At 34.9% G+C, this 23,576-nt stretch carries 18 protein-coding genes and 1 pseudogene; 10 read left to right on the forward strand and 9 right to left on the reverse strand.

The annotated features are described in order from the left end of the window. Positions 1–231: 231 nt before the first annotated feature. From Bccel_RS00150 to Bccel_RS00175, 6 genes are all read left to right on the forward strand, one after another. Complete coding sequence (locus Bccel_RS00150) at positions 232–1,341, forward strand: AAA family ATPase (protein ID WP_036939308.1); 1,110 nt, start codon at positions 232–234, stop codon at positions 1,339–1,341. Continuing rightward, positions 1,334–3,640, forward strand: a complete 2,307-nt coding sequence (locus Bccel_RS00155) for a S8 family peptidase (protein WP_036939310.1) — start codon at positions 1,334–1,336, stop codon at positions 3,638–3,640. The genes Bccel_RS00150 and Bccel_RS00155 overlap by 8 nt, the downstream gene beginning before the upstream one ends. Before the next feature lie 50 nt (positions 3,641–3,690). Continuing rightward, positions 3,691–3,891: a hypothetical protein gene (locus Bccel_RS00160; RefSeq protein ID WP_036939312.1), complete on the forward strand. Its 201-nt coding sequence runs from the start codon at positions 3,691–3,693 to the stop codon at positions 3,889–3,891. A gap of 313 nt (positions 3,892–4,204) precedes the next feature. Beyond that, positions 4,205–4,864, forward strand: coding sequence for a hypothetical protein (locus Bccel_RS00165; protein WP_036939315.1), 660 nt, complete (start codon positions 4,205–4,207; stop codon positions 4,862–4,864). Between the two features lie 137 nt (positions 4,865–5,001). Next, entirely contained in the window at positions 5,002–5,937 is a 936-nt protein-coding gene (locus tag Bccel_RS00170) for a hypothetical protein (RefSeq protein ID WP_036939316.1), read from the forward strand. Positions 5,938–6,291: 354 nt separating this feature from the next. Then, positions 6,292–6,954 carry a hypothetical protein gene (locus Bccel_RS00175; RefSeq protein WP_036939318.1) on the forward strand — a complete coding sequence of 221 codons (663 nt, stop codon included), beginning with the start codon at positions 6,292–6,294 and terminating at the stop codon, positions 6,952–6,954. A gap of 357 nt (positions 6,955–7,311) precedes the next feature. Here Bccel_RS00175 and Bccel_RS00180 read toward each other — a convergent pair whose 3' ends face one another. From Bccel_RS00180 to Bccel_RS00195, 4 genes are all read right to left on the reverse strand, one after another. Beyond that, positions 7,312–8,970: an ADP-ribosylglycohydrolase family protein gene (locus Bccel_RS00180; protein WP_036939319.1), complete on the reverse strand. Its 1,659-nt coding sequence runs from the start codon at positions 8,968–8,970 to the stop codon at positions 7,312–7,314. A gap of 3 nt (positions 8,971–8,973) precedes the next feature. After that, positions 8,974–9,654: a DUF4433 domain-containing protein gene (locus Bccel_RS00185; protein WP_036939321.1), complete on the reverse strand. Its 681-nt coding sequence runs from the start codon at positions 9,652–9,654 to the stop codon at positions 8,974–8,976. Further along, positions 9,651–11,066 (reverse strand): 3'-5' exonuclease, encoded by a 1,416-nt coding sequence (locus tag Bccel_RS00190; RefSeq protein ID WP_036939324.1) that lies wholly within the window; start codon positions 11,064–11,066, stop codon positions 9,651–9,653. Before Bccel_RS00190 ends, Bccel_RS00185 begins: the two co-directional genes overlap by 4 nt. A gap of 300 nt (positions 11,067–11,366) precedes the next feature. After that, on the reverse strand, positions 11,367–12,263 hold the full coding sequence (locus tag Bccel_RS00195) for a hypothetical protein (protein ID WP_036939325.1): 897 nt from the start codon (positions 12,261–12,263) through the stop codon (positions 11,367–11,369). Positions 12,264–13,625: 1,362 nt separating this feature from the next. On the opposite strand from Bccel_RS00195, the gene Bccel_RS00200 reads away from it, so the two are divergent. Then, positions 13,626–15,239, forward strand: coding sequence for a recombinase family protein (locus Bccel_RS00200; RefSeq protein WP_242853091.1), 1,614 nt, complete (start codon positions 13,626–13,628; stop codon positions 15,237–15,239). 49 nt (positions 15,240–15,288) lie between these two features. On the opposite strand, the pseudogene Bccel_RS00205 reads toward Bccel_RS00200, so the two are convergent. The 3 genes and pseudogenes from Bccel_RS00205 to Bccel_RS00215 all read right to left on the reverse strand — a co-directional run. Beyond that, positions 15,289–15,387: pseudogene (locus Bccel_RS00205) on the reverse strand (manganese catalase family protein); the annotation flags it as partial. A gap of 38 nt (positions 15,388–15,425) precedes the next feature. Next, positions 15,426–15,674, reverse strand: a complete 249-nt coding sequence (locus tag Bccel_RS00210) for a spore coat protein CotJB (RefSeq protein ID WP_036939331.1) — start codon at positions 15,672–15,674, stop codon at positions 15,426–15,428. Positions 15,675–15,688: 14 nt separating this feature from the next. After that, positions 15,689–15,895, reverse strand: a complete 207-nt coding sequence (locus tag Bccel_RS00215) for a spore coat associated protein CotJA (protein WP_152965880.1) — start codon at positions 15,893–15,895, stop codon at positions 15,689–15,691. 361 nt (positions 15,896–16,256) lie between these two features. Here Bccel_RS00215 and Bccel_RS00220 point away from each other — a divergent pair, with 361 nt between their 5' ends. Then, positions 16,257–17,633 (forward strand): PhoH family protein, encoded by a 1,377-nt coding sequence (locus Bccel_RS00220; protein WP_036939332.1) that lies wholly within the window; start codon positions 16,257–16,259, stop codon positions 17,631–17,633. A gap of 132 nt (positions 17,634–17,765) precedes the next feature. Here the strand turns inward: Bccel_RS00220 and Bccel_RS00225 are convergent, their stop codons facing one another. Beyond that, positions 17,766–19,361: a glycoside hydrolase family 57 protein gene (locus Bccel_RS00225; protein WP_322786997.1), complete on the reverse strand. Its 1,596-nt coding sequence runs from the start codon at positions 19,359–19,361 to the stop codon at positions 17,766–17,768. Next, the gene (locus tag Bccel_RS00230; protein WP_036939334.1) at positions 19,358–19,930 is read right to left on the reverse strand and encodes a DUF4912 domain-containing protein; all 573 of its coding nucleotides are present in this window, start codon (positions 19,928–19,930) and stop codon (positions 19,358–19,360) included. Before Bccel_RS00230 ends, Bccel_RS00225 begins: the two co-directional genes overlap by 4 nt. Positions 19,931–20,473: 543 nt before the next feature. Here Bccel_RS00230 and Bccel_RS00235 point away from each other — a divergent pair. Both Bccel_RS00235 and Bccel_RS00240 read left to right on the forward strand, forming a co-directional pair. Continuing rightward, positions 20,474–21,697, forward strand: coding sequence for a glycosyltransferase family 4 protein (locus Bccel_RS00235; protein ID WP_036939337.1), 1,224 nt, complete (start codon positions 20,474–20,476; stop codon positions 21,695–21,697). Between the two features lie 146 nt (positions 21,698–21,843). Next, positions 21,844–23,511 carry a ribonuclease J gene (locus tag Bccel_RS00240; protein ID WP_036939339.1) on the forward strand — a complete coding sequence of 556 codons (1,668 nt, stop codon included), beginning with the start codon at positions 21,844–21,846 and terminating at the stop codon, positions 23,509–23,511. Positions 23,512–23,576 lie beyond the last annotated feature (65 nt).

Genomic DNA, 23,576 nt, shown 5'->3' on the forward strand with positions numbered 1-23,576 from the left:
TTTTAAGGGTACTCCGAGATTGAACAAATAAGGGGATATTGGAGATGCATAAATTACAATTAAATAAGTATTTTTTTACATAAAAATTCGAAAAACTATGTACAAAAACAAAAAAATGTATTAAAATAATTACAGAACAGTCGTTTGTAATACAAAAGTGCGTGAAAGTGGCTGAAATCAATAATGAAAAATGTATTAATAAATAATGATTATGCGAAAGGATAGTACAAAATGGAAAAGGAAAGTTTTTTTCCTAAGTTAATAAGAGCAGGATTAGATAATGATCAACGTACTATACGTTCTCTATCGATGAAGTTAATAAGAAGGTTCAAACAAACTAATCCAGCAGTTGCAGAGGAGATTGCAAATGCATTAAGTTATAATGGTGTTGGGATAGAGGCAAAAAGATCAATTGGGATTGAAAGTTCTCCTTTAGATAGTGATTCGAGGCTTAATTTAATCACAGTTGAAGAGCCTTACAATACAAAGAGGCCGATTTTATCAGAGAAATTAAATATTGCTATTGATGACTTTATAAACGAAAGACAACAGTTATCAAAACTGATATCTGCTGGTCTTAATCCATCTTCTTCAATAATAGTTTATGGACCTCCTGGTGTAGGAAAGACTTATTTGGCAAGATATTTGTCAGGAGTTTTTAATTTGAAATTTGCTACTTTGAATCTTGCAACATCAATATCAAGTTATTTAGGTAAGACAGGACAGAATTTGAAAAGTGTTTTAGATTATGCTCGCAAAGAGCCGACCTTGTTGTTGTTAGACGAATTTGATGCCATAGCAAAAAAAAGAGACGATGCATCAGACCTAGGAGAATTAAAGCGTATTGTAAATGTACTATTAAAGGAATTGGAAGATTGGCCGCATTTTTCAATTATAATAGCTGCTACAAACCATCCAGATTTACTAGATAAAGCAATTTGGAGAAGGTTTGATATTAATCTAGAAATAACTTTGCCGGCCAAAGAACAGAGGTATCAAATTTTAAAGAGGCAGTTCGAGTCTGAAGAAATAAATATTAAAGACTCTGTTTTAAATGTTATAGCAGAAATGATTGAAAACTTATCCGCCGCAGATATTTGTAAATTAGCTGAACGCTCCAAAAGAAAAGCGTTAATTAATAACCAAGATTTAGTTAAAGTGTTAATTATTGAGCTTCTTGGCTTGTATGAATCTGATAATGTTGGATTTAATAAGAAATTCTGTAAATTGGTTAGACAAGAGGCAAAAGTCCCAATAAGAACTCTAGCCAGTTGGCTTGATAAAAGTCATTCTACAATTCAATACTATTTAAAAGAAAGTGAGAGTGAAGAGAATGGATGATATCAAAAGACCTATATTAGGAAATGGGCAAGAATATATCGCTCCTTATGATAAGGATTCAGGACAACTAAAAGAAGACAAACGACCTTCTTTTGATGAGGCTAAGAGTAGATTGCTTAGTGAATTAGGAAGAATTAAGGGAGATATAAAACGAATTTCTGAAGATTATAAATTGGATGAGATTATTATCAATTTAAGAATGAATGTTGATTATTCTTCAAAGTCCTATTATCCTGAGGCACTTATAACACGTTCAGCAGCAGAAGAAGTGGGATCAAAAAAATGGTCTAAGACAGTAGTTAATAAAAAAAGTCAGCGAAAAGTAAAGTTTGGTAAAGATATTTTTCTTAAAATATCTGAAGATAAGTTATCTGAATTTGAATCCTTATTATTACAGAATGATGTAAATTTTTCAAAGAAGTTTGCAGAAGATATAAGAAATGTTGAGGAAATGTATTTTGATGACCATTCAACGATTATTAATATTTTTGGCACGGATTGGACTGAAGGACGTATCGAAATTGTCATTCATCCGTTTGGCAAAAAGGAAAAAGATGTGATTAATAAATTGCTGGATTTGATTAAGAAGAATGGAGGTGATACAAATAAAGTAAGTATAAGGAGCTATTATCCTGGACCTATATTTATAAGTGCATATTTAAGGAGAACGACATTAGAGAAGATACTACCATTTAATCCGATTAGGACTGCTCATCCGTTAGAATTTAAGGGATTACCTAAGATAAGAGGTGGATTGACGAACTTTACACTACCAAGACAATCCAATAGTAATATGAAATCCAATATAATTCTTGGTGTTTTTGATGGTGGGATAAACCCAGATATACCTCATCTTGAAAGCTATGTTTCTGAATTTGAGACTATTAAAACACAAAAGGATAAAGATTATTTACAACATGGTATTGGTGTTGTTGGAGCTGCATTATACGGAGATTTAAAAAAATATTCTTCAAATGATATTCTTCCAACTCCGCCAATATCAGTGCATAGTTTTAGAGTATTCCCATTGTCTGATCCGAAAGATTACGATTTATATGAGGTTATTGATATTATAGAAAAGGAGGTTCCTAAGAATCCTAATATCAAAGTTTATAATTTATCATTAGGCCCATATGGACCAATTGAAGATGATTATATATCTAGATTTACCTATGTTATTGACGAATTGTCAAAGGATAACAAAAGGTGGTTTGCAATAGCAGTTGGTAATGATGGCGATTTGCCTAATGACGATGATAAACGTATACAAGCTCCTGCTGATGCAGTTAACAACCTTGGTGTTGGAGCATTTACATATGATAATTGTAATAATATTATAAGAGCTCCCTATAGCTGTATTGGTGATGGTAGAGAGGGATGTAAAGTGAAACCTGATATTGTTGCATTTGGTGGTTGTGATAAAAATCCATTTCAATTAATTGGAGTAGATGGAGCTTGTAAATATTTTGCACAGGGAACAAGTTTTGCATCACCTTTAGTTGCGAGAAAAGCTGCTGAAATAATAGGAAGATGTAATATGGTAGACCCATTATTGGCTAGAGCATTACTTATACATACAGCAAAACATCCTAACGGGAAGCATGACAAATTTTTAGGATATGGAGCACTCTGTGAAGATACAAGTGAAATTTTAGGCTGTAACAGCAATAAAGTAACTGTTGTATACCAAAGTACAATATTACCTTCAAAATATGCGAAACTTAATATTCCTTTTCTAAATAATTTAGACTACAGTGGTAAAGTTGAAATAGAATATACAATTGCAATTATGACACCTATAAACCCAAAGGATACAGAGGACTATACTTTATCATGTATTGAAGATACTTTTTATCCTAACATAAATATTTATACTTATTCATATAAGGACCCAAACACTGGGAAAGTGGGTAATAAAAAACGCCATAAAATTAATCAGAGGGATGATATTGAAAGACTTTTAAGTGAAGGATGGTCAGAAAGTAAGGCACCTGCATCAGATTCAAAAAATAGTAATAAGTATAAAACAGAGCAAGAAAGAAGAGCAAATTTTAAATGGGATACAGTGGTTAAAAGGAGATTACCTTATGCAAGATATAGTGCACTAGAATATCCATACTTAGTTATTCACGCTATGGAACGTCAAAATGGAGTTGTTGAAAAATTACATTATGCTGCTGTAATAACAATTAATTATTGTGATTATGATGGCAATTCTTATGAAGAAACGCAACAAATTTATAACAAGTTAGAAGCAGCTAGAGTGCGTGGAGTTAATGAAATTATGATACATTTATAAAAAATAAAAATATTTTGTAAATAAATATAAGTTTGAAGGGAGGTGATGATATGGCTAAAGATGCTCCAGGAATGAAGGGTTATCGTTCTAGAAATCAGAACGGAGAGCTAAGACAGAAAAGAGGAGATACTCATGTCTCGACAATAGAAAAAAAGTATAACAAAGACTTTGATGTAAGATCGGACATGCATTTACAAACTCTTCTTGAGAAGGAGAATGTAAGTTCTCTGGATCAATTGCTAAGAAAGTAAAATTAAAAGATTCCTTTCAAAATATTTTTGACTACCACCAAAGTATAGTGAGAGGGATTGAAAATTGAAAGAGGTGTGTTTATGTGGGAGATAAAATAAAAAAGAGCTTAATATTTAGCCCTTTTTCTGAATTGTATTGACACTAAAAATGAGATTCGAACTTAATATGAAGATATACTTACCGGCTACCACCCCAAGTAAATGTATCTTTATTTAAGCATTACTCTTTTCATAATATAATTATACATTATATTATGGTAACTTGCAAGATAGAACTTACATTTTAAATTTATAAAACAAGGAGGCAGAATTTATGTTTAAAATAAATTTTCAAGATCTTACAGCTATCATAAATAATACTTCAGCTCATGGACTTCCATATGATATGGTTCATGTAGAAACTATGCTTATTACAGATGAACCACTGCCAAATGATGCTTGTTGGTATGTTCCAGCAGGTGTCTCTGTTCCACCAGAGGTATCACAATTTTTTAATGCTGCAAATATGGGAAATTTACCAATGTATCCCATAAAGGAAGAAAACTTACTTGCAGGAACCGATGATATAAGACAACAAGCAGAAGCAGGAAATCTCCAGGAAGTAATGTCTGATGCTGCAAGATATCTTATAAGAGCTATTATGAAAAAAACATCTATATTACCTATAGCTGGTTCAACTAATAAATACATAGTTAATTATGATTATAAACTTTACCCAACTACCCAAAACACCTTCGAGTTTAAGTTTGTACTTCCTTTTGATGGTCTTGAACTAAATCCACAAGGTGGGAGAGTTCAAGCATCAATAATAACTCCAATAGGAGCTGTTATTGATCCGAATGGTACTAGAGGTAAAGCACAAGACGGTCAAGAAATAACTGAGTTTATTGCCCAAATTCAAAACACAGGCAGGAATATAATAAGCTTCTATTATCAGCTTGATCCAGAATTTATCATTCAATATAGGTATTAATTTCAGAAATTCAAACATTAAGGGATATAATTCCCTTAATGTTTGAGCAATTCTTTTATCTAATAGCTAATATTTCTTATTTAAAGTTCAATATATTCATAAAAATAAAGCAATTATTTGTAAAGGAGAGATAAATTATGTCTTCAAGTGATATTATTGCAATTATTGGAATATTGATAACAATGGCGTTTGGAATTCCAGCATTATTTATTAATTCAAATAAAGGCAATGTTTATAAAACAAGTGTAAAAGGTAACAACAATAGAATAAATAATAGTAATACTATTGTTAATAAAAAAACAAACTCCCATGATCTAGAAAGCCATAATAATAAAGGCGAAATTATTAATAATAGTAAGATATCCGGCAGCATTTATATAGACAAGTCGAAAAAAGAAACTCATATAAATTATTATAACCAAAGAATAAAAGATGAACAAAATGATGATGGCTTATTTTGGATGATTTTGATTGTAGGTATAATCAGCATCGGTTTGGCTATTACATATTATACTAAATATAAAGAGGTTATTTTGAATATATTACAATTGCCTTCTCTTGTAGGATTTATTTGTGCTTTTGTGTGGGCATCTAAAGTAATTAAACATCAATCTTATATGGAAAATAAAGTATTCAATCCATACACATTATTCTCATTACCAATGTTGTTTTTAGGTACATATGCATGTATAATGTTTCAAAAGTATTCTTTTTGTACACCACCGTTGTTAGAGGAATTTATTGCAAAATTCAAAAAAGAGGGTATATTTTCTTATCTATTTGATACTAAATATAAAATTGAAAGTATGTATTTGATATTCCAGATACTATCTACTATTTTCATTGCTATCTTCATTTTCTTATTGGTTGGTGCATTATTATATACTCTATCAAAGTGGAAAATTAATACTTCTGAACAAGAATCAAAATGGTTTAAAATATGGAAAAAGGTAGATTCATTAAAAGTTATTTCATTTGACAAAAAAATATCGGTTATTTATACTGTGGTTTTGTTTATGGTAATATTTCCTATTTCAAGTGGAATTTGGACTTTATTATTTAATAATAAATAAAACCATGCTCTCTAAGTAAAAAAAATTTTATTCAATGAGTTTTTCATTAAAAGCATATTAAAAAGGATATCTTAATTCATTTCTTAAATATAATCATGGAGCTTTAAATCCTAAAATATAAAATCATTTATAAGTACAAGTAGGCAATAAGTCTGTCACGGTATACCGTGACAGACTTATTGCCTACTTGTACGTTTCTCCAAGATGGTAGTATAAATATCCTTGTTTTATCCTACTTTTATCCTACCAAAATATTTTAAAAATGAAAATTATAAATTAAGAACATGTTTCGTAATAAAACGGTTAATTCTCTCGTATGCTGTATCATGAACATTTTTAAAGAAGTTGATTTAATTGAGAGGACATATAACAATTGATCCTGAAACTTTAAGTATTATAGAAAAAATGATTAATCAGAATTTTAATTTAAATAAAATCACGAATGTTTTAAAAAAAGATAGAAATATATCACTTTCAAATACTACTGTTGGAGGAATAGTAAAAAGAAATTTTCAAAAGGTTTGGGATAAAGAACTTAAACTATGGGTTGAGCTGAGGATAGATCCGAAAGGTTTCACATCTAATTCCCAGATAGGCATTGATGATATATTCCAATTTACATCTTCGCCAGAAAAGAAAGATAACAACATGTTACTCATTAAAAGTGAACCAAGTTCAGGACATTCAAAAGAAACACAAGTTAACTCAAACCCAAAGCTTGAAGATTTAATAAATACTATTCTTCAAAAAACTTACCGGCTGGAAAAAGGAGTAGAAGATATTAAAAAAGCACTTTCTCGCATTGAGGTTGATAACCCGAAAGAAAAACTTATTAACTTAAACAACGACTTTGTAAAAATCTTCGCCAGCGAAAAAAGCAAGGCTTCGGTCTCTATAAATTCCGAGCTTAAGGAAAAGACTAAAAAGTTCATAGAAGAGGCATATGGAATTAAGGATAATGACTCTCTAGCCATTAATATAGCATTACTGTTGGCACTTTACAACAGAAACCGTTAAATCCAAATTTTACCACTGGATTAAAGTGAAATTCTTTGCTATTATTGAAATTCTTATCGATATTTTGCAATATGTATAGGCAATATTTGCCATATTTCTGTGAAGCTCTGACGCTTAGTCCACTTTTTCGTAATTTTCCAATCTCTTCTAAAATTTAAATCTCTATTAGGCATTAGAAAACCTCCTGTCTGATATTTATTATTTCTAATAATATCAAGCACAGGAGGCTTTTACACTGTGGTATTTGTTCCACCGCTTACTCAATAGTCGCGTAGGTCGCCAGTGTCAAATGCTCCGCCATGTTCCATCCAATGTCGGGGATTTCAGTCGTTCTAATTTCACAGTGTCGACAAAGTATTATTTTTTCACAAAGCCTTTTATGAGGTCTATCATCGCTTTTTCGACCTCAAACCGCTTTGCAAGGATATCGCTTGCCTTATCACCATCTAATATGGCTTGTATAATATTCATCACTTTTCCGACAGTAATGTTCTTTTTGAACTGGGGGTTGCTGAGTAATGCAGCAATGGCGTTACTGTCCAAGACAAACTGCCGTTTCGCATTTTGCGAAGCAAGCATCTCCTGCACAGGTTCTTGTGCAGGTATTTTTGTCTGATACTGAGTCGCTGGTTGTTGTTCAGCTTTGAGTTTCGACTGGTCTGCCAAATCGTATAAGGTGGGCTGATGAGGTTGCTTCATCTCCACACCAGGTTGACTGGTTTGTTGTTTCCGCGTATCGTTAGGCTTGAAATCCTTTGTGTATAAGGTTTGCCCAAGCATGGTCTGCCACTTTTCGATTATCACGATGCCGTACTTGCCATTTGGTACGCTTTTTGAATCGACAAGCCTCATCTTACCAATTGGCGTAGTTCTCCATCGATTGTCTTGAGCTTTCGCTTCTGCGACTTCCTCCTTGGTGGCTTCTTTTTTGTTGTCCGTCAAAAGCAACTCTGTCATTTGAATAAGGCAATCATAATCCTGAACTGCCTTCCATTCTGTTGGAATCCAGTTCGTGCCACTGAGCATTCCCAATAATCCGCCAGTTATAGAAGCAATAGTATCGGTATCTGCGCCAAACGAAAACGCCGGAACTTTAATTCCGAGAGATGGATTATTGGCGTATCTTGAAGTTAAATAGATGGCGGCTAATGCAGCAACGTCTCCGGCACCGTTTGCCTTCCCGAAGCACTCTAAATCGGTCAGTACTTTTGTGTCGTCAAGGATTAAGCCCTTCTTTAGCGAAACCCTTATAAACTCAAGTTGACTTACCATGCGGGCACGGGTGTTTTCCCATTCCGTGTAAAAGTCGTATTCACGGTGTTGTTGGGCGATGCTAAGCCACTTTCCGAAAACATCAGGATTAAGGTTCGCACCCCAGTCATTCTGACCATTAATTACGGCAGTAACTAGTTCTCCATATTCCAGAACCGTCTCTTTCCTCAAAAGATAATCCAGTGCATAAGCATAACAAGTTGCACCTAAAAATGCACGTGGGTGGCCGTGAGTTATAAGGGTATCCTTAACGACGTCCATCATTACTTTAGTGATATTGGGTGTTTTCGCTGCCGCTATAACATGCGGTAGAATGCGCATTGTAGCACCGTTACCACCTGCATTAAAGTAGTCTCGAGTATAGTTGGATTGCCATAGCAAGAATCCATCTTTACAGGACTTGGCTGCCTTCAGTATAGCACTTCCACCACCACGTTCATAATTCAGCCAGAAGGGAAGTTCCTTTTCAGCGAGAAACTTCTCCCAGTCGCCTGTAATGATGCTTCGTGCCACAGATAATGTCAACTGAGTATCATCACTGTACTCGCCGGATAGAATCTTCTCGTCATGCCAACGCGGACTTTTAGAACTACGCGTCCACTCAACAAAGTAGTCGACGACCTTTGGATTTTTCGCTCTGTTTTTAGATCGCGGCTCATTAGGCCATCCCAGAGCGTCACCAATGGCGGTGGACAGCATTGCTCCTTTACATTTTTCTATTTGGGTTGGTATCACCGTACACATAGTTTAATCCTCCTCTGACCAGTCGCACTGGATCTCGTCTGGTCGACGACCATTCTTAATCATATTGCTCCAATTCGTAGTCAGCACATCTGGAGCAATGTAAAGGGGTATATGCCCCATACCATACATTGTAAGTATCGCATAGACTCGTTTTGCAACGTCCTCATTTCCAACAGCGAGTCCGTTTATATATTCTCGCGGGATGCTATCTTCTATCAGTATTTCCGCTTGCCCGTCTGTCGGGCAGGAAGAGAGCATCTTCGGCGACCTTGGATAAGCAAAAGTGGAAACAGAAGTAGCGAAAATAGAGTCGATGTTATCCATATTTCCATTTATATAAGCTCCACTTGATTTGCTCGCATTGCAAGGACAGAATTTTGCGTTTTTATATTTTAGTATGCTCAAGTCGACATACAGAACAACCCAATCTTTAAAAATTTTATCCAGATTATTCTGCATAGCCTTTTTTAAGAACCACGAGTTCGGGTACTGCACGGAGCAGCACACAAAATTCAATTCGCCGTCATAACGAGCTGTGTCGTTCACGTTTTTCGTATCTTGGCGTATTGAACTGCTCGCCAAAACACCATTCTCAGAAGTGACGATATGTGTTAGGCTCTGAAGTTTCGTAAAGTGGCATAAGCGGGTGACTCCGCGTGCTGTCAAGACATCATATGCACTCATACCACATCCTCCTCATCATGGAAATCGTAGCTGTCAGAATCCTCTGGGAACAACGGCGACAACGTCCCGCTGTAAGTCATATAAAGCCCATATTTGGATCTGGTTGCGGCAACGTAAAGAAGTTTTATCTCGTCGGCATATGCATCCTCTTCTGAGACTGCACTTGAAACCGTATCAGGGTCAGGAAGTTTGTCCACTGTCAGATATGGAATAAACACATTGTCGAATTCCAGCCCCTTTGCGGCGTGATAGGTTGTAAGGTAGACCTTCTTCAAATGAGCAAAACCAGGAGTGTCCTTGTTAATCTCAGTTGCATCACAGCCCTTGTTTTTAAGAACAGGTAAAAAAGTATCAATATCAGCCCTATTTCTGCAGACAATTACAGTGGACGATGTCTTCCCAGTAGCAATTGCTCGTTCAACGACCCAAGCCATTTCACGCTGCTTGCGTGAGAACTTCACCAGTATAGGCTTTGGCCCTTCAGCAATCTGAGCAGTTGCCTCGACCATATCTCCATCTTGCCGCCAGTATTCACTTTCGGTTATGGCTTTCGTAAATGCTGTGATGGTCGCAGGATTACGGTAGTTCACATCAAACCGCCATATTTTGTTTGCGTCCACACCTGAATCACGCCAAGACAAACGGCTGCCGTAAATCTGTTGTGCCACATCCCCAAAGAACGTAAACGAGCCACCGTCGGCTACAGCCTCTACCAATGACTTGATCATCATCGGCGAGAAGTCTTGCCCCTCGTCTACAATGATATGGGTGTATCTACGTTCACCATCATCATCCTGCAACTCGTTGAAGACGTAGAATGCCAAGTCATCCCAGTCATATTTCCGGCCAACGGCTTCGCGCAGTTCCATGTATTTTTCATATACTGCAAAAATCCACTTTCGGTTTTCGCGCTTAATGTTGGAGGAGGCACGACCGATACGCTCAGTTTCTCTGTATTCGGCGAGATTAGCAAAGCCAAATTTTTCTATAAAGGTAATCTCTTCAATAAAGAACTCCTTGGGACGTTTAAAAGTTGACTCTGTCTGGTATTTCGTTTTCAAAGCTTCTATGGCTTGCTCTATGTAGTAAGCTTTTTCTTCGGGACTCAGAATTCCATTCCAGCGCGGCATTTTCCCGCGGCTATTTAAATAGCCACGTGCGAATTTGTGGTAATTTTCGACAACGAGCTTTGTTGATTGAGAGCTACTTATCCCACGCATATATTCGACCAAAGCACCATTAAATGTGACTAGCAGCACTTTACCGCCATTTGGAATATTGGCAAGGTGGTGAGCACGCAGCAAAGCAATGGTCGTTTTGCCGCTACCGGCAGTTCCCAAAACAACGATATGTCCTTTTGCGGGAAGAGCCATGACCTCTTCCTGCTTTCCTTTTGGCGTAATTCCAAACATCACTATATCCCCCTTAGATTGTCCTCATCGACATTACAATATTTTTTCAGCAACCGAAGAATTTCTTCTTTTTTAACATTTGCCTTGTAGAGTGCAGTGGCTATGGTTGATTTTTCTCTGTGTTCTCTCTTTCAATGAACTTATGAACATATGTCACCACTTCTAAAATGTTAATTTCAAGAATATTTTATTATCTTATGGAAAAGTATACAAGTAAAATTTTTAACTGATAGTGCCATATCGAGTTCCTATTCTTTATGCCTAAATTTTGTAATCAAAAGTGTAACTGTATTGGTAATCTCAAATAGAACTTGAACTTTGTTCTATCATTTTTAAGATTTTATTCCAACCTTCCTTACTAATTATACAATTAACTGCACAATTATTTATATAATCCGACTTCACATCGTCAAAATCATATAAATTAAGAATTTTTAAGCTTAGCACGGTAACTGACAAGGATAGCCTCATCAATTGATCAATACTTTCATAATATTTATTCAAAATTTCTAATATTTGTTTATTATCAGATATTGTACTTGTTATCATATAAGAATAATTTTCTGATACAATTACTTCGGACGTAAAACAAGATATTGATTTTAATGAAGGGTGCGTAATTTCACATAATAAAGAATATAGTTCCTTCGTTTTTAAATCACTGTACATATCAAATAGTTCGATATATTTGGCACTTTTAAGTGCTTTTTTTACGTTTTCATATTTGTCTTTACTCTGAGCTGCGAATTGAAAGTGTAGTAATTTATTTTCAAGTTCATTAGATAGTAATGGCTGATTCAATTCTCCTTTTATTGCTTGATTTATATTTCTAAAGTTCAATGATAAACTTGTTGGAACTGATTCCAATGAGTAATAACTATCAGTAACAGCTTCTAAAAAACCACGAAGTGATGAAGCAAAAATCATAAGATTTTCACTTTTAATACCATATATAACACCACTAAACCATTTTTTATTTCGAATAATGCTAGTAACTGATGCAAAGTGGACTCTTAATAACATTTCCTTCCAATACACCTGCATGCTTTGATTTATTTTTCCATCGAATAATTCTTTTACATATAATTGTGAGTAGGATCCGGCTTCCATATAGTAGTATTTTTTATGATCCATATTATTTGTAAGGTCTGTAAAGTAGTAGTGAAATACGTGGATATTATCTAATTTGTTCTCCATCTAATCCCTCTCTTTTTATAATCAGACTGAAATGATCGAAAATTCTATAACCTAATTCTCTTATTAGCACCGCTGGTATCGAATTCAATGACATTTTCGGGTGTAATCTTAATGCTAAAGTCATTCAAGCTATCACCTTCTTTTTTAAATTATACCATATAAGTGTATAAAATAACCGACAAAAAGGTTGCAATTTAAAAGCAGGTATTTATCTTTGAGTTAAAAGAAATATATTTTTCGCCAAATAGTTTTTAGATGATTTTATATTCAAGGATTTATGATCCATGATTATATTTCAAGAAATGAATTACTTGAGAGTTAAAAGTTCTTAACAGAACTCATATATAATAAGCTTTATGTATTTGATTGCCCGTGTATTCTAGGTAGAAAAAAATCAAGATGTTTTTATTCCTGATTTCTTAGAGTATAAAATACGTTTTGCTGCTAGTCCTTACATATAAGGATTAGTTATAGTATTTTTTACAAATACTCTTTTTGCCTTTGATTAGCAGAATATGCTTTTTAACCGAAGCTATCATGAAGACTATAATATTTACTAAAATAACTGATAGTATTATATTAAGCCAATTTATACTAATTGGGTATTCCCAAATAGATTTAATTCCAGTATAGTAAGGAAATTTTGGTGGGTCTAGTGTAAATTGTTGTGTAACAAAATGAAACGGTTAACCCATTTTTAATCCCCTTAATTCACTTATATTACTTGCTTTAGAGGGAATAAATAAAGTTGCTATTACTAAATTAAAGCTGATTAGAAATGTGATACTAGAAAACTTTTTTTATCCATTCAATCACCATCTTAAACCTTTTTGTAATATGTTTTAATGCAGAATTCAGAGAAATTGTCCCAAAATCCGTGGAATTTGAAGTGGCGTTCCTGACGACAGTTTGATAAACTGTTGTTTGGGAAAAACAAATAACAAGAGGAGACGCCACTAATGGAATTATATCACGGAAATGAAACGAAAGTAAGAAATGGATTGAATTTATCAGTAGATTTATCAGTACTTTAGGGAATAGCAAGTAAAGGATAAAGGATAATGACTCTCTGGCGATCAATATAGCATTGCTGCTGGCACTTTACAATAGAAATGGCTAAAACAAAATTTTACCACTGGATTAAAATGAAATTATTTGCTATTTTATAAATATCCCGCAAATATAATTAACCTCATTCTGTAATCATACAAGCCATATTTTGAATATTATGGCCTAGACGATATTATGAAATGGGGTTTAAATTATGTCTAAAATTGAAATTCTTGATGATGTTATTGAAATTCTTATCAAACAAATACTTCTGGAAGAAATTAATTCAAATGAAGATAGAAGTGTGTCGGTATGGACAGAGAAATAAAATATGTTCCTCCTCTTGTCAGCGGCAACAGGTTTAAAGAATATAATGACCAGCATAAAACACTGGGGAAGTGTAATCTGGATGTTGGCGGCTATATAAGAGTATCAACTGCTAAGGAGTCCCAGAAGTCTTCTATTGAAAACCAAAAGAAGATATTAAAAGAATGGGCAAGCATAAACGGATATAACCTGGTGCGTTTTTATATCGATGTTAAAAGCGGTGCATATTCATATCTGAGGAATGAAATGCAGCAACTCAGAGAAGATATAAAAAAAGGGATAATAAACGGTGTTATTTCTAAAGAAATTGCCAGAACTTCCAGGGATATAATGGATATTCTTGAGCTTAAGAGAAGCCTCGGTGATTATGGTGCATTTTTTATTTCTCTTAAGGAGAACTATGACAGCCGGACTGATGACGATGAATTTTTGCTGGTCATTCATGCAGGGCTTGCCCAGAAGGAGCGGAAAACTACAGCCAGCAGAGTTAAGGTAACTCAGCTTTTAAAGGCCAAGGAAGGTAAAACCAATGTAGCCTCGCCAGCTTTTGGCTATATGCTGACTCCAGATAAACAGTACCTTATGGTTAATGACGAGACATCAAAAATATACAGGCTAATTGTTGAGAAGTTTCTGGAGGGGTGGGGACAGCTTAAAATATGCAAATATCTAAATAGTCAGGGGATACCCTCTAAAAGAGGCGAGAAATGGCATACAAATTCAATTAGGACAATACTAACGAATCCTGTATATTTGGGGATTACTATTTACAATGCTACAACCATGGTCAGAGACAGTACAGGCAGGCAAAAGAGGCTAGTAAGACCTGAATCGGAATGGATAATAAGACATAATACCCATGAGCCATTGATTACTAATGAAGAATATGAAAAGGTTCAGCAAATCATAAATGAAAGAAAAGAAAAAGATAGCAAGGAATGGAGCTGTGAAAAGAAATACTTGCTATCCGGATTTCTCTATTGCAGCGTTTGCAATGGTAAGATATATGGTGGCAAGCAACCAAGTAAAGCCAAAAATCCAAAAGAACCGTATTACTTCTATTATGTAGATCAGAACCGCTATGGGATTTGTGATACAAAGTCCAAGTATTGGGATATGGGAAAGGTAGACAGCCTTGTTATGGAGCACTTAAAGAATTTCTTTAAGGATAGGGAATTGCTTGAGGAGAGCATCAGGGCCAAGCAATACCTTTTTGATAAAAAACTTATACAGGAGAAAAAACTTCGTGAGGAATTGCAAAAAAGTCTTGATAAAATAAATGTAGCTATAAGGAAACAGCAGGAGGCATTTGAAAGTGAAGTCATATTAATAGACGAATACAAAGTTAGAATGTCTGAGCTGCGGGAAAAAAAGAATGAACTGATTCAAAAAATTGATGTTTTGAATAAAAAGCTTGAGAAAAGTGACAGCATAGATATAAAGCTTAATACTATACTTGATAAAGTAATTGGGTTAATTGAAAATTTAGACAAGCTGGATTATAATTTAAAAGAGGTCGTTCTTAAAAAACTTGTAAAGCGTATTTTTATTTCTGCTGATTATTCACTTAAGTTTGATTATACTTTTGAGGAAGATTAAGACTTAGAATGAATTTCATATGTAGGAAATTTGTTTATAAAAACCTTAAATCCGGCCCGCCGTATTGAGTAATAATATATTTTGCCATTCTTGGATTGGGGGTTACTATCTTAACTGGATACTCCAATTTTTTTTCATAAATCCACATTGATAAGCCTCCTTTTTGATTCTACATTCAAATACACACTATTTCTCCCATGGCCATGGACTGTCAATCCACTTCCAGGTGTTACCGTAGTTAGGACTTTGCTGGGTTAGGGGACCGTACATCTTTTCATATTTATCCCTCAGCATTCTTGACTTTAAAACACTTGAGTTAAAAAGCATTATTGCCCGCTGATCCCAAGGGTGTGTGTTTAGATATAAGCCAAGTTCAATAGATGTAAAATCTACGCTCATAATTTCTTTCAATAGACAATCACGGTTTGTATCCATATCAATACCTCCAATCAAGCATCAACCGTATATTCAGGATCTACACCATAGGGCCTGTCGAGCTCAGGGAAAATAGTTCCTCTCTTTAATCCCACTTCAGGTGTATATAAGCAGGATAGATACTGGAAAGGAACATAGGCATGAGCAAGCTTGGGCATTTCCATTGAAACCGGATATAAATCATTAGGACCATTGTAATTGTTGTTATTCATTATGTTCATTCTATTCCCTCCGAAATCTTAGTTTAATTAATGTCTAAGAAATTATGGTATATGTTATACCATAATTTCTTAGACAACCATTAAGGTTGACAAAATCATTTCATGATTTTGTATTTTAGGTTATAGGATTAATATCAGTATATGATTGTTTACATAAAGCTGTTACAAAAGATGACAATAGTGATTTTTTGAATGTTTAGGAATTATGGTGTTTTATGAATTTTGAAATATAGAGATAGCGATTTTGTTATTTGCAAACTGGAAGCTTATTCTTTATAATTAAAAGACCGATATAAATAGTAATAAATGAAGTTTGCTTTTAATACTGATAAAATATTAGGCATTCAAAGGGGTGTATTAATTGACTAAAACATATGTACTTGATACCAATGTATTGCTTCAAACTCCCTATGCATTATATTCTTTTGGTGATAATACCATAGTTATACCGGAGATTGTTTTGGAGGAACTTGACAAGTTTAAGAAAGAAAATTCAGAATTAGGAGCAAATGCAAGGCACACTGCAAGGCTTATTGATTCGCTTAGAAGTAAAGGTAATTTGAATGAAGGAATTGAACTGGAAAATGGCGGTACTCTTAAGGTTTATATGAATGACTTGGGAGGCAGGCTCCCTGAAGGTTGGGAAGATAATAATGACAACAGGATCCTTAGACTCTGCAAAGGACTTAAGGAGAAGGGTGACAATGTATTTCTTGTAACCAAGGATGTATTTGAAAGGATTAAGGCCGATGTAATTGGCATTGTAGCTCAGGATTTTTTTGCTGAGCAGGTTGCGGGATCCGAAGAGCAGTATAAGGGCAGGCTTAAGGTCTATGCCTCAGAGGAGAATATAAATGAATTTTATAAAAAGGGAAGAATGAGTATAGATGACGTTTTTTGCTATTCTCCCGATTACTGTAAAAAAGATCTTGATGAGAAGATTTGCAACCAGTTTTTTATTATTCATTCTACTACAAATGAAAAGCAAACGGCATTAGGCCGTTTTGACGGGAAGGAAATAGTTGCTTTAAAGTACCTTCAGGAGAGGCCTTTTGGAGTTACGCCAAGGAATGCAGGACAGAAGTTCATGCAGGAAGCATTGATGATGGATGCAGATAAAGCACCTCTTGTTATAATAAAAGGGCCTGCCGGTACAGCAAAAACTTTTTACTCTCTTGCAGTTGGGCTTCAAAAAATAATGCTTGATAGAAGCAAGCTATATAGAAAGATACTGGTTTGCAGGCCAAATGTCAAACTTGATGAGGACATAGGCTTTCTTCCCGGCACAGAACAGGAAAAGATAGCACCTTATTTAAGGCCAATTGTAGATAATCTGGAAGTGTTAATTGATAATGATGAAGAAGAGCGTTATAAAAGTGAGAAAGAACTTAAAGATAAAGTAGATGAACTTTTCGACAGAAAAATCATAAATACTGAAGCCATAGCATTTATAAGGGGAAGATCAATTGTTAAGCAGTGGGTTATAATTGACGAAGCACAGAACCTTACACCAAAGCAGGTTAAGGGAATAATAACAAGGGCTGGGATGGGCACAAAAATAATTCTTTTAGGCGACCCGGAACAAATAGATCATCCCTTCCTTGACATAAGGACAAACGGCTTGTGTTATGCATCTGAGAAAATGAAAGGAAGTCCTTTGTGCTATCAAGTAACTCTTACCGATGAAGAGTGCGAACGTTCTGAGCTTGCTTATGAAGGTGCAAAGAGAATGCTATAGGGCAAGGATATGATAAGATTCTGCTGCCAAGTCATGATCAAAAAATTAACTTCCGCTATAAATTTCGCTTATGTGTTGACTTAGCTCGTCAACACTTGCGAAGAAAGCGGAAGTTATTTTTTCATTCAGGCTTTACATTGTCTTATAAATTCTATAATCGATCTCAGGAAAAATATTATCCTTATTCTTCATATCCATAAGCCATTCTTCATCAATATTGTTTTCCTTGATATCATGATAGAGCCTTAAAAATCTTCCAATATGGTCAGTTGTCCTTTTGACAGCATATTGCACCATTGTGCCTGTCTTCATTATGAAAGCCCAATCACTGCTTTGAGCCAGAAGAAGCTCACGGGCTGCCTGGTTTAGTGCTTCTTTTTTTATACCTTCGGCGATCTTATTTTCATTGGCCAATTCAGTCATTCGTTCAGCACCCTTGTGGAGGTGCTTGTAAATCCAGTCATTGGAACTGTTTAGCCAAACTTCATTGTAACCATTATAGCCCCAGCTTGATGCACATGGAACAGATACTTGCATTATGGGGTTGTTGTTCATGTACTCCTTTAATGTAGTGAGATTGAAAGCACTTTGATTGGTATGAATCTTTTTAAACATTGAATATAGCCAATGGGGACCTTCATACCACCAGTGACCTAAGAGCTCAGCATCATAGGGACACACTACAATGGGTGGCCTGTCCATGATCTTTGACAGGCAAAGAATTTGTTTTTCTCTGTTTTCGATAAAATTTTCAGCATGGAAGACTGCTTTTTCTTTTGCAGCATCAGGGTTGTAGGGAGATTTATCATTGGTTTTACCGGTTATGCTGTAGTATTTTATACCTGTTTGTATCCTGTGACCATCAGGAGATATATGATCCTTAATGTATTCGTAATCCAGGTCATATCCAATATCCCTGTAAAAGTCTCTGTAGCACTTGTCGCCGGGATAGCCGTCATGAGAGCTCCAAACCTGTTTTGAAGATTCAATATCCCTGGCGAATGCTACAATACCGTTTGTAGTTACAATTGGAGCAAATGTTCCATATACTGGCTTGGGATTTGCAAAAAGCAGTCCATGGGATTCAGTGATAAAGTATTCTATTCCGTTTCGTTTTAGAGAATTTTCGACCATAGGAGTATAACCGCATTCCGGTAGCCACATTCCCTTTGGCTTAACTTTGAAAAACTTTTCATAAGTGTCAACACCTATTGTTATTTGGGCGTTTACAGCTTCAGGTGAATTGCTGAGAATTGGAAGATATCCATGGGTAGCAGCACATGCTATAATCTCTAATTTACCTGTATCCTGAAGTTTTTTAAAAGCTTGTACAATGTCACATTTACATTTGTCCCTGAACATAATCAAATCGCTTTTAAACTTATTATTGTACATTTTAGCCAAATGATTGAATTCTGGTTGGCTTTTTGTTCTATGTATTTCTTTTTCAGTCAAGTCAATAAGTTTTAAAAGGTGATCGATATACCTGTTTTGAAGTAATGTATCTGTAAGCATAGTCAATAGGGGAGGAGTAAGGGACATGGTTATACGGAAGTCTACTCCTTCATTTAATAGAGACTCAAAACATTGGATTAATGGTAAATAAGTTTCAGAAATAGCTTCAAACAACCATCTTTCTTCCAGGAAATCTTTGTGTTCCGGGTGTCTTACAAATGGAAGATGTGCATGGAGTACTATTGCAACATGACCTTTATGCAAAGTTATCATTCCTTTCCAAACAACTCAAGGGAGCTTATTCCAAAGCATTGTTCAAATTTTGAATTGAATGCAAATTCCATTGAGCTGATTCCAATATTTTTATAATAAGATTCCATGTCCAGCATTTCATAAATATACCTGCTTTCTTTTTCCAAGCCGGATTTGGAGAAATTCCTGTAATCCATAAAATAACAGGAAGCACTACTACTGACTGAATTACTTGGCGTCAGAACATAGTTGGAAGAAACTATAGGTATAAAGAATCGTTCAGAAATTTTTCTTCCATATTCAACCTCATAAAAACTGTTAATATTATCAACATGAATATACCAGTTGTTAGCATAATCATTAATTACTATTATAAAATTGCTGCCATTGGATAGATTTTTAACTTTTAATGCTGGTGATGATTTTTGCCAGAACTCAATCCCCAGCTCATCAATGAAACGTCTTGTTTCTATTCCGGATATTTCCCAATATGCAAAAAGGCAATTGGGATCCCTGGCTACAAGTACAATTTTGGTTTCACCGTAGCTTTCAGGCAGCTTATATGTATTTGGAGTGTTCGAATGATCCATATCTTTATTCCTCCTTTGTCTATTAAATGGTTTGCATTTTATTTACATTTTATTCATAAGCTAATCGAATTTTAGTATTATTTTAATAAGACTTATTTTACTATATTAATTTTTATTGTATAATGTATATGAACAAAATCGCTTGCGATTTTGCAACCTTGGTAGTTGTCGTGAGAAATTGTGGTGTAGAATACACCATAATTTCCTAGACATTAAAAAAGCAATTTTATCTTACATAATATAAGTATTGTATTTTAAAAGAAGGATTTTTTCTATATTTACAGAATATATCCGTATAAATTCAATAAATATAAAACATTATATATCTTTTCCTTGGTTAAATACTTACGGACTAAATGTGTAATAGATCAATTGTTTTAATTAAAACATATATTAAATAAAGTTATACACATAAATTGAAATAAAATACGCAAAATATTTATAAAGGAATTTTAATTATATTAAAAAGTTTATTTTAATATAACATTTTATTCTCATAAATATAATTGAAGATTTTCCGGCTAGTTTTGAAAGGAGCCGATTATGAAGATATTAATGCTTTCTTGGGAATACCCTCCAAGGATAGTTGGTGGAATTTCAAGAGTTGTTTATGATCTTGCACAAAAACTGGGAGAAAGAGATAATGAGGTTCACGTAGTAACCTTTTGTGAACCTGGAACTAAAGAATTGGAAAAGGACAAAAATGTTATAGTTCACAGAGTTCATTCATATGATGTAGGAACATACAATTTTGTCGATTGGGTTTTGCATTTGAACTTTGCTTTGACAGAAAGAGCTGTAGCTCTTATTAATGACATTGGAAAGTTTGATATAATACATGCTCATGATTGGATAGTTGCTTTTGCAGCTAAGACTATAAAGAATGCATATTCAATTCCTTTGGTTTGTACAATTCATGCTACTGAGTCGGGTAGAAACTGGGGAATACATAATGATATCCAAAGGTATATCAGTGGTGTTGAGTGGTGGCTTGGATACGAATCATGGAGGGCAATAGTAAACAGCAACTATATGAGAAACGAGGTTAAGAGCGTATTTTCTCTTCCTGATGATAAAATAAGGATAATTCCTAACGGAGTTGACTTAAATAAGTTTAATGGCTATACAAAGAATCTGGAAGTTAGAAGAAAATATGCAATGGACCATGAAAAAATAGTATTCTTTGTAGGCAGACTTGTTAATGAAAAGGGTGCTCATGTATTGTTGGATGCCGTACCTAAGGTACTCCATCATTATTATGATACCAAGTTCATCATTGCAGGGAGAGGTCCTCAGTTGGATCACTTGAAATGGATTACTGCTTCAAAAAATTTATCACACAAAGTATACTTTACCGGGTATATAAGTGATGAGGATTTGCTGCAGTTGTATAAAGTTGCTGATATTGCAGTGTTTCCAAGCCTTTATGAGCCGTTTGGCATAGTGGCATTGGAAGGTATGGTGGCTGATGTACCTGTAGTAGTTTCGGATACTGGCGGATTGGGTGAAATAGTCCATCATGGAGTAGACGGCATGAAGGCATACACCGGAAATGCAAATTCTCTGGCTGACTGTATACTTGAGCTTCTTTTTAATCCTGATAAGGCAGAGGAGATGGGAAGAAGAGCACTTGAAAAGGTTAGAAGAGTATACAATTGGGAATATATAGCGGATCAGACTATGGATGTTTATAAGGAAATAGTTGAAAGCTGTAAGCAATCATCATGGAATGTAAAAAGTATTAAGGAACAATTGGACATATTATAGCAATATTTGGATGTATTTTGTCTTTAAAGCATTAAATATATTATAAAAATCATATAGTATTGGTGTATTTATAAAATAAAACTTAGATTTATAAATACTAATTATGCTATAATATTAAAAGTTATTAATTATTTGGAGGTTAAATTGTGGCAAAAAACAGAAAGAAACTAAAGATAATTCCTCTTGGGGGTTTAGGGGAAATTGGTAAAAATATTACTGCCTTTGAATACGGCGAGGATATTATTGTAATTGACTGCGGTTTGGCATTTCCCGAAGATGAAATGCTCGGAATTGACCTAGTTATACCTGATGTTTCATATTTGGTTAAAAATAAAGACAAGGTGAAGGGTTTTGTCATAACCCACGGCCATGAAGACCATATTGGAGCACTTCCTTATGTACTTAGGGATATTAATGTACCAGTTTTTGGTACAAAGCTTACTTTAGGACTTATCCAGTACAAACTTGAAGAACATGGTATGATAAATGATGTAGTGCTGCAGAATGTAATGCAGGGGCAAACAATTGAACTTGGTGCATTTAGGGTTGAATTCATCAGATCAACTCACAGTATTGCTGATTCTGTAGCAGTTGCTGTTCATACTCCTGTAGGGGTTATTGTTCATACCTCGGACTTTAAAATAGATTACACGCCAATTGAAGGTGAGCCTATGGATTTTGCAAGGCTTGCAGAGCTTGGTAAAAGTGGCGTGCTGCTTCTTATGGCAGATAGTACCAATGTTGAACGTCCTGGATATACCATGTCTGAAAGGACTGTAGGAGATACTTTTGAAGAGATATTTATGAATGCCAGAAGCAGAATACTTGTAGCTACATTTGCATCTAACGTTCACAGGGTACAACAGGTAATCAATGCCTCAGTTAAGTTTGGAAGGAAAGTTGCTATTTGCGGAAGAAGTATGGTTAATGTTGTTAAGGTTGCTATGACTCTGGGGTATCTAAATGTGCCTGAAGGAGTCATGGTGGATATAGACAATATCGATAAGTACCCATCGGAAAAACTGGTTATAATAACTACAGGCAGTCAAGGTGAGCCAATGTCCGCACTTTCAAGGATGGCTGCATCAGAGCATAAGAAGGTTGAAATCGTGCCGGGAGACCTTGTTATTATATCTGCTAACCCAATTCCCGGTAATGAAAAGTTTATTTCGAAAGTAATAAATGACCTGTTTAAAAAAGGTGCGGAAGTAATTTATGAATCCCTTGCGGATATACATGTATCAGGTCATGCATGTCAGGAGGAATTGAAGCTTATACATAGTCTTGTAAAACCGAAATTCTTTTTTCCTGTGCATGGCGAATACAGGCATTTGAAACAGCATGCAAACCTGGCCCATAAACTAGGTATGCCTATGGAGAGGATTTTTATCATGGATATAGGCAAGGTTTTGGAGCTTACTGAGGATTCTGCAAAAATAAATGGCAATGTAGCATCGGGCAAGGTTCTTGTTGACGGACTTGGCGTTGGAGATGTAGGCAATATTGTACTTCGTGACAGAAAGCATCTTTCACAGGATGGATTGATTGTAGTAGTCATAACCTTGGAAGGTGATTCTGGAAATGTAGTTGCAGGGCCGGATATTATTTCAAGAGGCTTTGTGTATGTAAGAGAGTCTGAAAACCTTATGGAAGAGGTTAAGGAAGTTACAAAACAGGCACTTGTAAAATGTGAAGAGAAGAAGAAAAATGACTGGGCTTCTAAGAAGAATATTATAAAAGATACATTAAGAGATTACCTTTACGAAAAAACAAAGAGAAAGCCTATGATTCTGCCGATTATAATGGAAGTTTAAGAATATAATTAAGAATATAACAGGTTTTTATAAACCCTGGGAGACTAGCTCTCCCAGGGTTTTAT

Origin of the sequence: Pseudobacteroides cellulosolvens ATCC 35603 = DSM 2933 (assembly GCF_001262605.1) — a bacterium.
Classification (GTDB): Bacteria; Bacillota; Clostridia; order Acetivibrionales; family DSM-2933; genus Pseudobacteroides; species Pseudobacteroides cellulosolvens.